This is a genomic window from Actinoplanes sp. CA-252034 (assembly GCF_050956125.1).
Lineage (GTDB): Bacteria > Actinomycetota > Actinomycetes > Mycobacteriales > Micromonosporaceae > Actinoplanes.
The window spans coordinates 5986951-6002185 of the sequence record NZ_CP191846.1 but is presented as its reverse complement, the minus strand read 5'-3'; the positions used below and the strand labels follow the sequence as shown (position 1 = coordinate 6002185).

The 15235-nt window shown below is 71.1% G+C and carries 14 protein-coding genes; 9 read left to right on the top strand and 5 right to left on the bottom strand.

The window, feature by feature from the left end; translation table 11 throughout:
* Positions 1–144 precede the first annotated feature (144 nt).
* The gene (locus tag ACQPZW_RS27680; RefSeq protein WP_433788946.1) at positions 145–1761 is read right to left on the bottom strand and encodes a diguanylate cyclase; all 1617 of its coding nucleotides are present in this window, start codon (positions 1759–1761) and stop codon (positions 145–147) included.
* A 200-nt stretch (positions 1762–1961) separates the two neighbouring features.
* Here ACQPZW_RS27680 and ACQPZW_RS27675 point away from each other — a divergent pair, with 200 nt between their 5' ends.
* Positions 1962–2963 (top strand): heme-binding protein, encoded by a 1002-nt coding sequence (locus ACQPZW_RS27675; RefSeq protein ID WP_433788945.1) that lies wholly within the window; start codon positions 1962–1964, stop codon positions 2961–2963.
* A gap of 39 nt (positions 2964–3002) precedes the next feature.
* On the opposite strand, the gene ACQPZW_RS27670 is transcribed toward ACQPZW_RS27675, so the two are convergent.
* Positions 3003–4334, bottom strand: a complete 1332-nt coding sequence (locus ACQPZW_RS27670) for a LysM peptidoglycan-binding domain-containing protein (RefSeq protein WP_433788944.1) — start codon at positions 4332–4334, stop codon at positions 3003–3005.
* A 224-nt stretch (positions 4335–4558) separates the two neighbouring features.
* Here ACQPZW_RS27670 and ACQPZW_RS27665 point away from each other — a divergent pair, with 224 nt between their 5' ends.
* The 7 genes from ACQPZW_RS27665 (at position 4559) to ACQPZW_RS27635 (ending at position 12298) form a co-directional block, all read left to right on the top strand.
* Positions 4559–4855 (top strand): WXG100 family type VII secretion target, encoded by a 297-nt coding sequence (locus ACQPZW_RS27665; RefSeq protein WP_317793442.1) that lies wholly within the window; start codon positions 4559–4561, stop codon positions 4853–4855.
* A 91-nt stretch (positions 4856–4946) separates the two neighbouring features.
* Positions 4947–8210 (top strand): FtsK/SpoIIIE domain-containing protein, encoded by a 3264-nt coding sequence (locus ACQPZW_RS27660; protein ID WP_433788943.1) that lies wholly within the window; start codon positions 4947–4949, stop codon positions 8208–8210.
* Entirely contained in the window at positions 8207–9310 is a 1104-nt protein-coding gene (locus ACQPZW_RS27655) for a hypothetical protein (protein WP_433788942.1), read from the top strand. Before ACQPZW_RS27660 ends, ACQPZW_RS27655 begins: the two co-directional genes overlap by 4 nt.
* 19 nt (positions 9311–9329) lie before the next feature.
* Positions 9330–9611, top strand: a complete 282-nt coding sequence (locus ACQPZW_RS27650; RefSeq protein WP_433788941.1) for a hypothetical protein — start codon at positions 9330–9332, stop codon at positions 9609–9611.
* Positions 9608–10999 (top strand): hypothetical protein, encoded by a 1392-nt coding sequence (locus ACQPZW_RS27645; protein WP_433788940.1) that lies wholly within the window; start codon positions 9608–9610, stop codon positions 10997–10999. The genes ACQPZW_RS27650 and ACQPZW_RS27645 overlap by 4 nt, the downstream gene beginning before the upstream one ends.
* Entirely contained in the window at positions 10989–11648 is a 660-nt protein-coding gene (locus ACQPZW_RS27640) for a hypothetical protein (protein WP_433788939.1), read from the top strand. Before ACQPZW_RS27645 ends, ACQPZW_RS27640 begins: the two co-directional genes overlap by 11 nt.
* Positions 11645–12298: a hypothetical protein gene (locus tag ACQPZW_RS27635; RefSeq protein WP_433788938.1), complete on the top strand. Its 654-nt coding sequence runs from the start codon at positions 11645–11647 to the stop codon at positions 12296–12298. Before ACQPZW_RS27640 ends, ACQPZW_RS27635 begins: the two co-directional genes overlap by 4 nt.
* Before the next feature lie 50 nt (positions 12299–12348).
* On the opposite strand, the gene ACQPZW_RS27630 is transcribed toward ACQPZW_RS27635, so the two are convergent.
* Positions 12349–12906: an RICIN domain-containing protein gene (locus ACQPZW_RS27630; RefSeq protein ID WP_433788937.1), complete on the bottom strand. Its 558-nt coding sequence runs from the start codon at positions 12904–12906 to the stop codon at positions 12349–12351.
* 128 nt (positions 12907–13034) lie between these two features.
* Positions 13035–13940 carry a M56 family metallopeptidase gene (locus ACQPZW_RS27625; protein ID WP_433788936.1) on the bottom strand — a complete coding sequence of 302 codons (906 nt, stop codon included), beginning with the start codon at positions 13938–13940 and terminating at the stop codon, positions 13035–13037.
* A gap of 111 nt (positions 13941–14051) precedes the next feature.
* Between ACQPZW_RS27625 and ACQPZW_RS27620 the strand changes: the two genes are divergently transcribed.
* The gene (locus tag ACQPZW_RS27620; protein ID WP_433797637.1) at positions 14052–14387 is read left to right on the top strand and encodes a hypothetical protein; all 336 of its coding nucleotides are present in this window, start codon (positions 14052–14054) and stop codon (positions 14385–14387) included.
* Between the two features lie 3 nt (positions 14388–14390).
* On the opposite strand, the gene ACQPZW_RS27615 is transcribed toward ACQPZW_RS27620, so the two are convergent.
* Positions 14391–15158, bottom strand: coding sequence for a SigB/SigF/SigG family RNA polymerase sigma factor (locus tag ACQPZW_RS27615; protein WP_433788935.1), 768 nt, complete (start codon positions 15156–15158; stop codon positions 14391–14393).
* Between the last annotated feature and the right edge of the window lie 77 nt (positions 15159–15235).

The following is a 15235-nucleotide window of genomic DNA, read 5'->3' as shown; positions in this document are numbered from 1 at the left end:
AATGTTTCCGCGGGCGGTGCTTCCGGGTTGCAGACCGAGCAGGGGTACGGACGATTGTGCCCCCGCCGCGCGCAAGAGGCGTTCAGGCAGCCCTGACGGCGGTCGGGCCGCCCTTACAGCGGGTCAGGTCGTGCTGAGGGCGGATCAGGCGGTGCTCACGCGGTCGCGGCCGGCGTGCTTGGCGGCGTACAGGCTCGTGTCAGCCCGCCCGAGCAGCAGATCCGGCGTGACCGGACCGTCGGTGTGGGTGGCCACGCCGATGCTCACGGTCACCGGCAGCTCGCCGGTCAGCGGACTCCAGTCCGTGGTGCGTACCATCGCCGCCAGGGTCTCGCAGCGGTGCTGCGCCGCGGTCGCCCCGACGCCGGGCAGGAGCAGCAGGAACTCCTCCCCGCCGATGCGGGCCGCGATCTCCGAGCCGGTGACGAACCGGTTGAGCAGCGCCCCCAGCTCGCGCAGCACGGCGTCGCCGGCGGCGTGGGTGAGCCGGTCGTTGATCCGTTTGAAGTGGTCGGCGTCGATCACCGCGACGGAGAGCGGCTCACCGCTGCGGCGGGCGGCGGCGACCGCGGCGGCCAGGCGCTCGTCGGCGTAGCGGCGGTTGTACAGCCCGGTGAGCGCGTCCTGGTAGGCCATCGCCTGGAACCGCTCGGACGCCCGGCGCGCCTCCTCGGCCTCGAAGATCGCCTGCATGGCGTAGACGCGGGCCTCGCGTTCGGCCGAGTGCAGCGCTTCCGAACGGGCGTGGTAGAGCCGGTACTCCTCGTACGCCTCCCGGAACCGCCCGCCCTCGGCGTGCCATTCGGCGCGGGCGCGATGGACGCGGGCCGCGACCCCGGCGAGCCCCCGCTGGTCGCAGACCTCGCCGGCCCAGTCCAGGGTCCGGCCGATCCGGTCGGCGCGGCCGGTGCTCTGATAGATCTCCACCAGGGTCAGCAGGCATTCGGGCAGGCTGTCGGCCTCGCTGAGCAGCGGGCCGTCGGGGTCGTCGACGACCGGCTGGAGGGTGGCCTCGGCCTCCTCGTGGTGCCCCTGCATGAGCGCGATCCGGGCGAGGGTGTCCAGGTAGAGGCCGTCCAGCCCGATGCCGTGCTCGCCTGCGATGGCCCGCATCTGCCGGGCCAGGTCGTTGGCGGTGTCGACGTCCTCGTTCTCGTAGGCGGTGAACGCCATGTTGTTGATGACCGTGAGCGCCTGGTCGGGGTCGTCGTTCTTCTCGGCGATCAGCAGCGCCTCACCGAACCGGCGTTCCGCCTCCTGGTACTGCCCGTTGAGGTCGAGCAGCAGGGCGAGCGTGATGAGCTGGCTGCAGCGCAGGCGTTCGGGCAGGTGCTCGGCGTGCTTGAGGCCGGTGACCGCGTGCGCGAGGGCCTGCGCGCTGTCACCGAGGCGCCGGTAGAAGATCGCCTGGAGCCGGTGGCCGCGGGCCAGCAGCACGTCGTGGTCGTGCTGCTCGGCCCAGAGCGTCACGGCCGCGGCGACGCGGCCCTGCTCGGCCAGGTCGCCCCGGCGGCCGGCGACGTCGGCGAGGATCAGCTGCGCCCGCTGGACGAGGTCGTCGAAGCCGTGGTTGCGGGCCTGCAACTCCACGACCGCGGCCGGGGCCGACACCGCCTCGAAGTTCTTCGGCGTGAGCAGCTCCAGCTCCTGCAGACGCGTGATCAGCTGGTCACGTATCGAGGGCTGGTCCGGCGGGTTCGCGGTCACCGCTGACGTTTCGGCCCCGAACCCCGTCACCTGAGACGTCTCCCGGCCGTTCACGACGTCCATTATCGAAGGCCCGGCCCGAACCGGTGACGGCATATCAGCCGATCATTCCTGCCCGAGTGGGTCAACCGTCCCTGACCTGGTGATCCTCGGGCGCATTTCGTATCAGGGAGTCGCGGAGTCGTTCTTCTGGTCGGAAGCCGGGATCCGCTCGGCGGCCAGATGACTCGACCCCTGGCGAAAGGCTGCCACTCGTGACCAGTGCTGCAAACATCGAACGCCTCGAACGCGAGGGCCGTCACCTCGAGGCTGCTCGCACCGGCGACCCGGATCTCGGCCCCTTCGCGCTGCTCCCCGGCACCTGGGCGAACAAGCCGGGTCTGCCCGGACGCGGCTGGAACATGATCGCCCTTCCGTTCGCCCCCGGTGACGGGCAGGGCGGCCCACCGTTCCGGCTGCTCGTGAACCAGTACAACGAGGAGCTCAAGTTCCAGCTGGTCGACAAGGCCGTGCCGAACCGTGGCATCGACCTGGCCGGCCCGAAGAACACCGACCAGAAGATCGTGGCCATCGACTACGAGCAGGCGATCGCCCAGATCGTCGCCGACGACTTCCCGCAGAGCGGGCTGGCCGGCCGCCCGGACCTGGCGATCCACCACGAGCCGGGGCTGCTGCTCAACCTGCTCGACCAGGTCGACATCGGCGGTCCCCGGATCGCTCGCCTGGCCACCATCCCGCACGGCGACGCCGTCCTGGCCCTCGGCGACTTCCGCACCGACCCGGGCGCGCCGGTGATCCCGACGGTGAACTCGCTGCCGATCGGCGTCAGCCAGGACCTGAACAGCCCGTACCTGGCGGCGTACAAGCACTTCCACGACAACCCGTTCCAGGGCCTGTTCGACCCGACCGACCCGACCGCGCTGCTCAAGGCGGCGAACCAGGGCGTCGCCATCAGGCGGACCACGGTTCTGGAGTTCGACTCGACCGTCGAGCGGGCCGGGATCAGCAACATCCCGTTCATCGTGAAGCAGGCCAACGCCTCCGAGATGAAGGCGACCTTCTTCCTCCAGGAGATCGCGGAGGAGAACGGCGGCACCCGGCTGCGCCTGCAGTACGTCCAGGTCGTGCAGCTCGACTTCTTCCCGCGCCGTGACGGTGGCCCGGGCCGGATCAAGTGGCCGCACGTCAGCATCAACACCATGGAGAAGGTGTCCGACCACGTGGACACCGGCTCGTACGCCAAGATGCCCCGCTAGCAGGTGTGCGGGAGCCCGTGGGGGCTCCCGCACCTCTCGTCACACGCGCAGGCTGGTCCGCTGCGGGAGCAGTCCGGTCTGGACGGTGCCGGCCGCGTCGATGGAGACACGCCAGACGGCCTCGTCAGCCTTGACCACGACCGCCGACCACAGCCGTCCCGGCGCGTCCAGCAGCCCGTTGACGGTCACCAGGTCGTGGCCGCGCGGCGGCGTTGCCAGGAACAGCACACCGCCGCCGGGGTTGGTCTCGGCGATGCGGGCCACGTCGGCGACGGACTGCGCCTCGACGCCGGTGAACCGCTCGGCCGGGTCGAGCTCGAAACCGACCCGGACCACCTTGACGCCGGACGCCCACGGGCTGCGGGCCAGGCGCACCGACCAGGCACGCGCCAGCTCGCCGACCCGGTCGGTGTCACCGTCGAGACTGATCACACCACCGGACTGGGCCAGGTTGAGCAGCACCTGACCGGTTCCGGTCAGACCGATCGGCACCAGCTGGGCGAACGGCGCCGGCAGGCTGTTGTCGACGACGGCCCGCTGCACCTCGCCGACCGTGGACGACCAGACCCGGCCCGCGTCGCTGACGACCCAGCCGGCCGGGGCCGCCTCGTCCGGCGTGGCCAGGCGGATGGTGACCGCCTCGGGGCCGAGGACCACCGCGATGGTGTCCGGCACGGCTCGTCCCTGCTGAGCGCATGCGGTGGCCAGGGCGCGGGCGGCCCGGTCGACGGCCCACGCGTCGGAGTCGTTCATCACCGCGAGCGCGACCGGTGCCGGCTTCTTCGCCCGCTGCCGCTTGACCAGGAACAACACCAGCCAGACCAGGCCGCCGAGGGCGAGGAGCGCGGCCAGTCCGATCAGGACCGGAGCCAGCCAGCCGTTGCCGGAATCGGACGCGGGCGCCTGCGCGGCGGTGGTGGGCGTCGCCTGGGTCGTGGCCGCCGCCGAGGGGGCTGCCGGTGGGGCGGCGGAGGCGGCTCCACCCGCCTCGAAGAACGGCAGGGGGCCGGTCTTCACACCGTCGCCCTTGGCGTCCGGGGGCAGGCGCAGCACCCACTCCGGCTCGATCACCTCGGGCTTGGTGACCTGCTGGTCGCCCGGCTGCCAGCGCCCCTTGTTCAGCTCGAAGATCTCCATCGCCCGGTTGCCGTCACCGAGGAACCGCTCGGCGATCTCGTACAGGAACTCGGGCTCTCCATTGTAACTCTGAGTGACGACATAGTACGGCGCGGACTGTCCTTTGTCGGACGGCGCCGGAATGGGGTCCGCGAGCGCGGGTCCGGTCGCAAGGACGGCCACCGCGGCGGCCGCGGTGAGCCCGGTCATCGCGTACCGCAGCGCGGCGCGAGCCGATCGGCCCAGCCAGTTCATCGTTTTCTCCTCGAGCCTCGGCGCATCTTCCATCGATGAGAGCCACTGGAGTCGCAATGACGGTGGCCCATGATCGCCGAATCCTAGGGTGTCGAAGCTAGGCAGGTACGTCCGGAGTGTCCAAACCCTCATAGACATGAAAGCCTTGTCGCCCTACTTTGGTCGCGTTACTGATCGTCGGGATGGTGCGGGCCATCACCCGGCACCACTCGAAGGGACCTGCGATGGCGAACCTCAACATCACGTACACCGAGATGTCGGACAGCGCGACCCGGATGCGCAACAACAAGAACGACATCGACGCGCGGCTGACCGAGTGCAAGTCCATCGTCGACAACCTGACCGCCTCGGGCTTCGTGACCGACCAGGCGTCCGGCAAGTTCGACGAGGTGCACACCGAGTTCGTCACCTCGGCGAACCAGGTCATGGAGACCCTCGAGCAGCTGTCCTCGTGGCTGGACAAGGCCGTCGACGCGATGCGCGACATGGACACGCAGCTGGCGCAGTCGCTCAACAAGTGACCATGACGCCGCGCCGGCCCGATCAGGGGCCGGCGCGGCGTCCTGTCGTTCCCCTCAATCCGGCGAAACTGGCGAAAGGCAAGTAACGAACGTGCGGGCGCTGATCACCCTGGTGTATCCGTCGGCGTGGTCAGTCGACGTGCTGGTGGACGCCGAACCCACCACACCGGTGCGCGACGTCGTCAAGGCTCTGCTGGACGGGCTCGACCCGTCCTACGTGGCGCAGATGCCGGCCCTCGACGACGACCGGGTCTACCGCGACGGCCTGCGGCTCGACCTCGACCTGCCCCTGGCGCGCAGCGGGATCCACGACGGGACCGTGGTGTCGTTGCACCACCCGGCGCCCGGCCCGGTCGTGATCGGCGGCCTGGTCACGTTGCGGGCGGTCGCGGGCGCGGGCGCGGGTCGCGTGTGGAGCCTCGGCGCCGGCGAGCACCGCCTCGGCTCGGCCCCGGGCAACACGGTCGTCCTCGGCCCCGACCAGCCTCCGGTGGTCGCCACCGTGTGGGTCGCCATCGACGCGACCGTCCGGATCCGGAGCGCGGTCGACGGCGTACGCCTCGACGGCGAGCCGGTGCCCGACGGCGAGGCCACGTGGCGCGAGACGGTCCAGCTCTTCGTGGGCGACACCGTCTTCGAGGCGCACCCGGTACTGCGCCCGGACGCCATGGTCGAGCCGTCCCCGGACAGCGAGTACCTGGACTACAACCGTCCGCCCCGGCTGCTGCCGCCCCAGCGCCCCGGGAAGTTCCGGATCCCGGCCGAGCCGAAGACCCCGGACGCCAACCCGATGCCGTGGCTCGCCGCCGCGCTGCCGGCCGTCTTCGGCATCGTGATGGCCACCGCCATGAGCAACGCCCTCTACCTGATGATGGCCGCGATGTCGCCGGTCATGGTGGTCGCCAACTGGTTCACCGGCCGCCGCCAGGGCAAACGCAGCCACGGCAGCCGGATCAAGGAGTACAAGGCGATCCGTGACCGGATCGACGGCGAGATCGACGCCGCCCTCGAGCTGGAGCGCCGCGACCTGCGGGTCGCCAGCCCCGACCCGGCCGAGCTGCTGGTCATCGCGGCCGGCCCCCGGTCACGCCTCTGGGAGCGCCGCCGCACCGACCCCGACCACCTGACGGTCCGCGTCGGCACCGCCGATCTGCCCAGCGACATCAGCATCGAGCTGGACGGCGAGGGCACCCCGCGACGCGACGTGCGGACCGTCACCGACGTGCCGGTGGCGTTCTCCATCGCCCAGGCCGGAGTGGTCGGCGTGGCGGGCCGTGACGAGTGGCCGCGACGGGCGGCCCGGTGGATGATCGGCCAGCTCGCCGTCCTGCAGAGCCCCCGCGACGTGCAGCTCTACATCCTCACCGACCCGGCCGGCGGCCGGCTGTGGGACTGGGCGGCCTGGCTGCCGCACACCCGCCCGATGCTCGGCCAGACCACGCTGACCCTGCTCGGCACCGACGCGGAGACGATCGCCCGCCGGGTCGCCGAGCTGATCGAGCTGATCGACGGCCGCCGTCAGGCACGCCTCAACGCCGGTGCCAACGCGGTCATCACCGACCCGGACATCGTGGTCGTGCTCGACGGCGCCCGCCGCCTGCGGTCACTGCCCGGCGTGGTGAACATCCTGCTCTCCGGGCCGGCGGTCGGCGTCTACAGCATCTGTGTCGACAGTGACCAGCGCACCCTGCCCGAGGAGTGCACCACGGTCTTCGCCGGCGGCGCGGGCGTCCCGGCCACCCTGGACCAGCAGCGGGCCGCCCGGATCGAGGGCATCCGCGTCGACGAGGTCGTCGACGAGTGGTTCGCCACCACCGGCCGCCGTCTCGCCCCGATCCGCGACGTCAGCGACAACCAGAGCGAGTCGGCGCTGCCCGGCTCGGCGCGGCTGCTCGAGGTCATCAACCTGGAGGACCCGACACCGGCCGCGATCAACGCCCGCTGGACGGCGTCCGGCCGCAACACCCGGGCGATCATCGGGTACGCCCTGGACGGCCCGTTCGCACTGGACCTCGTGCACCACGGCCCGCACGGACTGATCGCCGGCACCACCGGCTCCGGCAAGTCGGAGTTCCTGCAGACCGTGGTCGCCTCGCTGGCCGTGGCGAACACGCCGGACGCGATGAACTTCGTGCTCGTCGACTACAAGGGCGGCGCCGCGTTCAAGGACTGCGTGGACCTGCCGCACACCGTCGGCATGGTCACCGACCTCGACACCCACCTGGTCGAGCGGGCGCTGACGTCGCTCGGCGCCGAGCTGACCCACCGTGAGCACCTGCTCGCCGCGGCCGGGGCCAAGGACATCGAGGACTACATCGACTACGCCGAGCGGCGCGGCGGCCTGGCCCCGATCCCGCGGCTGCTGATCGTCATCGACGAGTTCGCGTCGATGGCCCGTGAGCTGCCCGACTTCGTCACCGGCCTGGTCAACATCGCCCAGCGCGGCCGGTCGCTCGGCATCCACCTGATCCTGGCCACCCAGCGGCCCTCCGGTGTGGTGTCGGCGGAGATCCGGGCCAACACCAACCTGCGGGTCGCGCTGCGGGTCACCGACGCGGGGGAGAGCACCGACGTCATCGACGATCGGTCCGCCGCCACCATCCCGGCGTCCAGCCCCGGCCGTGCGTACGCCCGGCTCGGGCACAGCTCGCTCATCCCGTTCCAGACCGGACGGGTCGGTGGCCGCCGCCCCGGCCGGCAGAGCCAGACCACCACGGTCGCCCCGTTCCTCTACGCCGTCGACTGGCAGCACCTGGGCCGCCCGGTGCCGCAACGCCCGCGCGGTGTGCAGGAGACCGAGGAGGCGACCGACCTGTCGGTGCTGGTCTCGGCGATCCGGCTGGCCAACGACATGGCCGGCTACCGGCCGCAGCGCCGCCCGTGGCTGCCGGCACTGCCGACCCTGCACGTGGCCGAGCTGACCGCCAAGCCCGACTACGACGAGCGCGGCGAGCCGACGTTCGCGTGGGCGCTGCAGGACCTGCCCCGCCACCAGCAGCAGAAGCCGATGCGGATCGACCTGTCGACCTTCGGCCACCTGCACATCGCCGGTGCGCCCCGCTCCGGCCGGTCGCAGGCGCTGCGGACCATCGCCGCGGCCGCGGCCGCCGCGTCGTCGGTCACCGACCTGCACCTGTACGGCCTGGACTGCGGCAACGGCGCGCTGCTGCCGATGACGAAGCTGCCGCACTGCGGGGCCGTGGTGCAGCGCTCCGACACCGAGCGGGCGGTTCGCCTGCTCAACCGCCTCCAGCAGGAGGTGCAGCGCCGTCAGCGGGTGCTGGGCGAGGGTGGGTTCGCCGACCTGACCGAGCAGCGGGCGACCGCCGCCCCGACGATCGGCTGCCGCACGTGATGCTGCTGCTCGACCGCTGGGAGGGGTTCATGGGGACCCTCAGCGAGCACGACGGCGGCGCACTGACCGACCTGATCCACACGCTGTTGCGTGAGGGCGCCAGCGCCGGCGTGCACCTGATCATCACCGGTGACCACTCGCTGCTCAGTGGCCGGATCAGCTCGCTCACCGACGAGAAGGTGGTGCTGCGCCTGTCGGACCGTACCGACGCGAGCATGGCCGGCCTCAACCCGCGCAAGATCCCCGAGCACATGCCCGCGGGCCGTGGCTACCGGGCCGGCAGCGCGATCGAGTTGCAGGTCGCGTTGATCGCCCCGGACCCGTCCGGTCCCGCGCAGGTTGCCGCCATGCACGCGCTGGCGGCCACCCTCACCGAGCGGGAGGCGTCGGTGCCGCGGGCGCAGCGCCCCAGCCGGATCGCCGTGATGCCCACCGAGCTCACCTTCGACCAGGTGTGGGAGACCCTGCCCGCCCCGGCGCCGGGCTGGGCGCTGATCGGGGTCGGCGGCGACGAGCTGGAGCCGATCGGCATGGACCTGGTCAACGACCTGCCGACGTTCCTGATCGCCGGACCGGCCCGCTCCGGCCGCAGCACGGCACTCGGGGTGATGGCCGAGTCGCTGTTGCGCGGCGGGGCCGAGATCGTGGTCGGCGCCCCGCTGCGGTCGCCGCTGCGTGACCTGGCCGGCCGTCCGGGCGTGCGCGGTGTGATCACCGACGAGAACCCGCGTGACCCGGACTTCGCCGAGCTGATGGAGCCCGGTGACGGCCCGGTGGTGCTGCTCATCGACGACGCCGAGAGCTGGCGCGACATGCTGGCCCGCGACTACGTGCGCCAGCTGATCCGGCAGGCGTCCGGCTCCAACCGGGCGGTCGTCATCGCCGGGGAGATCTCCTCGGTGGCGATGGGCTTCTCCGGCTGGCAGGTCGAGGTGAAGAAGAACCGGCGCGGCATCCTGCTGTCGCCGCCCACGCTCAGCGCCGGTGACCTGGTCGGGGTCCGGCTGTCCCGCGCGCACCTGGCCGAGCGGGTCGTGGCCGGCGCGGCCAAGGCCCACCTCGGTGACGGCTCGCTGCAGAACCTGCAGATCCCCTGTTGAACCCGAAATCGGAGATGTGATGGCCGACCTCGTAGTCCAGGACCTGGGCGAACTGGTCACCGACCTGAACTCGTTGATCAGCGCGTTCGAGGGTGCCGGGCACCTGCAGGACACCGACGGCGGCAAGTGGGGCCAGTCGAACGCCAACTCGTCGATGGGCGACTTCGCCGACAACTGGAAGATCCACCGCGAGAAGATGGTCGAGGAGATGAAGAAGTTCGTGAAGCGGGTCGAGCAGGTCAACCAGGCCTGGACCGACGCCGACCGCCAGCTGCACGACACCCTGGGGGAGAAGAAGTGAGCGACGACTCCCGCCTCAACACCCTGAACCGGGCCTCCGTCGACCGGATCCACCAGGCGAAACGCGACTACGAGAACATCGCGACGACGCTCGAGGACACGATCGCCAAGCTCGCGCGGATCGTCGACACCGGCAGTGAGGGCCTCAAGGGCCAGTACGTCGAGCCGCTCAAGAAGGACGCCCAGTCCATCAAGGACGACCTGGACAAGGCGTCGGTCCGCTACCACGACGCGGCCACCGAGATCGGCATCTACATCCCCGAGCTGGAGGAGGCGAAGACCGAGACAGCCGCCGCCAAGTCCGCCGAGGAGTCCGCCACCGGTGAGGTCGGCTCGGCCAAGGGCAAACCGGACGGGGTGAAGGGCGCGGACGGCACGCTCACCCCCGAGGAGCAGCAGAAGGACACCGACAAGCAGCGGGCCGTCGACGACGCGAACGCCAAGCTGACGGCGGCCAAGAACAAGCTGACCGCCGCGTTGGACGCCCTGGACGTGGCGGGCAAGCGATTGGGCGACAACGTGAGCGCCCGCCGGTACGACGACGGGCTGACCGACACCTGGAAGGACAAGGTCAACGCGTTCTTCAAGCAGATCAGCAAGATCTTCGCGATCATCGGCATGGTGCTGGCCGTACTCTGCCTGATCTTCCCGGGTGTGAATCTCCTGATCCTCGGAACGGTGGTCGCCGGCGTCATCACGCTGGTCGCGGACAGTGTGCTCTTAGCCAACGGCGAGGGCAGCGTGATGGACGTCGTGCTCGGCGCCGTGGGTCTCGGACTGGCCGGCATCGGCGCGGCCATCTCGCTGTTCGGCAAGGGCCTGGCCAACTCGGCGCGCACCCTCAACAACCTGACCGGCGGGATGAACCGGGTTCCCGGCCGTCCGCCCCGGCTCAATCTGGAGAACGGGTGGAACGGCCGCCCGATCCAGTTGGACAACCTCGGGCCGGGCGCCACCGGGGGCGGACGCAACGTGTCGGTCACCCAGCAGCTCGGGCCCGGCGACTTCCACGTGCCCAACAACGCGGTCAGCGGCTGGCAGAACACCTCCGACTGGTTCAACCTGCCCGGCATCAACGGGCTGCTCGGCCGGATGGGCCAGGTCACGCCGGACATCGGGTTCTGGCAGTCGTTCATGATCCAGGGCCGCGGCGCGCTCGGCATGTGGGGCAACCTGTTGCGCAACCCGGGGCAGTTCGCCCGCGACTGGTCCGGTGTCATCGGCGGTCTCGACGGTTTCCGCAACCTCAACAACGTGATGAACGCCGTCGGTGGCACCCTGTCCCCGGCGTGGTTCGTCTTCGGCGGGTTCAACGCCGTCTTCACCTTCGGCTCGGGCCTCATCTACAACGGTGGGCGCCTCGAGGAATGGATCCCCGATGTCAACTGACGCCGACCTGCAGGCCCTCACCGACATCCCGTTCCACTGGGAGTTCGTGCCGACCGCGGCCGGTGGCGCCGAGCAGCGGGAGTACTGGACCGGCCACATGATCGAGTTCTTCGGCACGTGGGCGGGCCGGATCCTGGCCGCCGCGCGGGCCGAGTGGACGGCCGGGGAGTTCCCTTTCACCGCCGAGAACATCGGCCGGGAGACCGCCGAGCTGCTGATGGCCAAGGCCGACGAGCTGCCCGACTACGCCCGTCTGGCCTGGGGCACCGCGTTCCACGAGGAGCAGGTGCTCTGGTCGCCGATTCCGCTGGTGGCCGAGTTCCACCGGCCGATGGGCGACGACCCGGGCTATCTGATGGAGACGGTCGGCGCGTCCGGGTTACCGGAGGACGCCCGCGAGCCGGTGCTGCACTACGTGAGCGTGCCCGGCGCCGACGGGGTGCGCATCTTCGCGATCGGACGCACCTCGCAGGGCTCCGCGTACGGCCGGTTGGACGCGGCCATGCGGCTCGACTCGGGCGTCGACGTGGTACTGCGGACGCGGGTGTTCCAGATGGACCAGATGGCCGTGATCGGCGCGGGCGTCGAGCAGCTGATGACCATCATCGCCGCCGACGGCGCCGGTGTGAGCGGAGAGGCCCCGCAGTGATCGATTTCGAGCTGATCATGCCGGACGGGTGGGCGCACATCCCGACCACCCCGGAGGCCGCCAAGCTGCGCGCCCGGACGATCGAGGCGCTGGTCAAGTCGCGGCTGCCGGACTCGCTGCCCCGGGACAAGGCGGCCCCGTTCCGCAAGATGCTGACCGCCCAGCTGACCGAGGCCACCGACGACGCGGCCCGCAACGGCGCCCGGGCGGTGGTGCTGCCGCTCACCGAGTACCGGGACGGCTGGCGGGTGCCCGGCTCGCTGCTGATCACGGTCCTCGAGGAGCCGGACGAGGACGCGCCCGACCCGAGGGCGCTGATCGGGGCGCTGCTGCAGGAGGCCGGCCCGGACGGCGCGCGCGTGGAGATCGGCGGCGGCCCGGCCGCGCGGATCAGCGAGGTGATCGCCGGTGACCCGGTCGGCCGCAAGGCGCCGTCTCTGAAGGTCAGCTACTACGTGTCGCACCCCGAGGTGGCCGGTGTGTGGGCGCTGCTCACCTACACCGTGCTGACCGACGGTGACCTGGAGAGCGACGTGCTGACCGCGGTCTGCCTGCTCTTCGACACCGTGGTCGGCACGCTGCGCTGGGCCGACCGCATCGACGTGCCCACCGACGACGAGCTGATCGACATCCTGGAGACCTCGGTCTGACCGGGAGTGCCGTGCCGTGGCGGGGTGACACCCCGCCACGGCACGACCCGCTACAGGTCGCGGGTGTTGACGAGGAACCAGTGCTGGTTGGTGACCGACGTGGTCAGCTCGCTGTGGCTCTTGCACGTGAACGCCAGGACCCGGATCTGCGGCGTGCCGTCGGCGTAGGACTGGTCGAGGCACTTGCCGCTCTTCCGGTTACCGATGACGTAGAGTCCGCCCACCTTGTAGGGCATGCCCCAGTGGGTGTTGTCGCCGGGTGAGGAGCCCAGACAGCTGAAGGCGATGACGTCGACGCGCTCCACCCCACCGGAGTAGCTCTGGTTGAGGCACTTCTGGCTGAACACGTTCGTCAGGGTGAAGGAGGTCCCGTCCGACTCCAGCTCCCACACCTGGTTCGCCCGGCCGTTGCACTCGAAGGCGTACACCTGGGGTCGCTCGACACCGCCCGAGTAGCTCTGGTCGAGGCAGTCGAGGCTCCTGGCGTTGTAGACCACGTAGTATCCGTCCGGCGGCGGCGCGGCGGCGAACGCCGGCGAGCCGGTGGACACGAGCAGGCCGGCCGCCGCGAGCACGGCCGTCGAGAGCCAACTGAGCAGACGTTTCACTGGATCAACCCCATAGATCGACGCATCGTCATATCTGGATGCGTTGACTCTATCGGCGCGATCGGTGGACGTCGCCTGAGATTTGGGGGACCTCGACGCATCGGCGGGTCCTCGGCCACGGCCCTTTCTCAGCCGCGGCCCAGTGCAGTGGTGATCAACTCGCCGAGGTCCCAGGCGGCCTCCGCGGTCCACGCCAGCGAGAAGACCGCGAGCGCCGGCGGCACCAGGCCGATCACCGCGGCCACCCGGGGGCGCGGTGTCAGCAGGCTCGCCACCCGGCGCGGCACCACCCCGCCCGGCGACGCGGCGTGCAGTCCCACCGGGACCGCCGGGACGGCCGCCGCGAGCGCCGCCGCGCCGATCGCCTGCGCCACCGTGCGCCGCGAGCCGACCTCCGTCGCCGCATGCTCGTCGGCGGCGCGTTCGACCAGGTAGTCGACGTGCCGGGACACCCACCACAGCGCCGGGTGGGCGGCCGCCGCCAACTCGGTCAATCGGATCAGCCGGTGGTGGCGGGCGGCCAGATGGGCCCGTTCGTGCGCCAGCAGCGCGACGAACTGCGCGGGCGACAGGGCTTCGCGCATCCCGGTGGTCACCACCACATGACCGGGCTTTCCGGGTACGGCGTACGCGTGCGCAGCAGTGTCGGCCACCACCACGAGCGGCCCGTGGGGTGTCGTGCCGGCTCCGGCCAGGTCCAGCAGCCGCCGTTGCCGCCGCCAGGTCACGGTCATCGACACCACCGCGGCGGCCAGCAGCGCCACACCGGCCCACGATACCCACGGGTACCGGGCGGTGTCGTCCACCACGAACTGTGCCGACCAGCCGAACCAGTGCGCGATCACGGGCTGCTCGGCGGCCGCCTTCAGCGCGAAGACCAGCAGGTTGATCAGGCTGGCCGTGGCGGCGCCGACGGCCGACCAGGCCACCACCGGCGCCGCCACCCGCGGTGACAGCCGGTCGGCGAGCAGCCGCACCAGTGCCAGCAGCACGGGCGGCACCACGACGACCGAGACGAGGAAGTGGTCGAACATGAAGGCAGGCTAACCCCGGATCGGCGCCGGGACCCTCGGCCGGGCCCGCACGGACATGCCCGAGTAGGGTGTCGCGGGGCGAAAAAGGGGGAGACCAGGTTGGGCTGCACGGTGACGGTGTGCCGGGACTGCTGCTGCGGCAGCGTGCGCAAACACCCGTCGGTCGATCACGGCGCCCAGCTCCGCGCTCTGCGGGCGACCCTGGAGCCTCAGCACCGGGTGCGGACCAGCCTCTGTCTGGACGTGCGCGCCCAGTCCAACGTCGTCGTGGTCCAGCCCACGCCGCAGGCGCGCCGCGAGGGCGCCCGCCCGGTCTGGTTCGGTCTGGTCCTCGACGATGCGGTGCTCGCCGATCTCACCACGTGGGTGGGGGCCGGCGGGCCGGGTGTCGCGCCCGTCCCGCCGATCCTCGGACTGTCGATGATCACCCCGCCCGCCGGCGGGTGAGAATCAGGCGGCGCAGTCGTCCAGGCGGGTCCGCAGCTTGGCGAGAGCCCTGGCCAGCAGCCGGGACACGTGCATCTGGGACACGCCGACCTGGTCGGCGATCTCCGACTGGGTGAGGTTGCCGTAGAAGCGCAGGCTGATGATCTTCTGCTCCCGCTCGTCGAGGGCGGCCATCGCCGGGCCCAGGGCGATGCGCAGCTCGGCCAGCTCGAAACCGGTGTCGTCGCCGCCGAGCGTGTCGCCGAGCGACATGCTGCCCTCAGCGTTCGCCGGGGTGGACAGGCTGGTCGACTGGTACGCCCGCGCGCCCTCCAGCCCCTCCAGGACCTCCTCTTCGCCGATGCCCAGGTGCGCGGCGATGTCGGCGACCGTGGGGGAGCGGCCCAGCGAGTGGGTGAGGTCGTTGTTCGCGCCGGTGATCGCGAGACGCAGCTCCTGCAGGCGACGGGGCACCCGGATCGACCAGGTGCGGTCCCGGAAGTGCCGCTTCAGCTCGCCGACGATCGTCGGGATGGCGAAGCCGGCGAACTCGATGCCCCGCTCGGCGTCGAACCGGTCGACCGCCTTGATCAGGCCCATCACGGCGACCTGCTGCAGGTCGTCGACCGGCTCGCCACGGCCGGCGTACCGGTTGGCCAGATGCCGGGCGAGCGGCATCCACGCCTCGATCGTGCGGTCCCGGACGGTCGCGCGGGACGGGTGGCCGACCGGCATCGCCGCCAGGTCCTTGATCAGCTCACTGGCCCGGTCGGTGGTGGCTACGGCAGTCATGGGTCCTCGCCTTCAGCGATGGCGTGCGTGTGCGGCAGCCGGCTGTTTGACTGCGAGTCCCACCCGTGTGCCCGTAC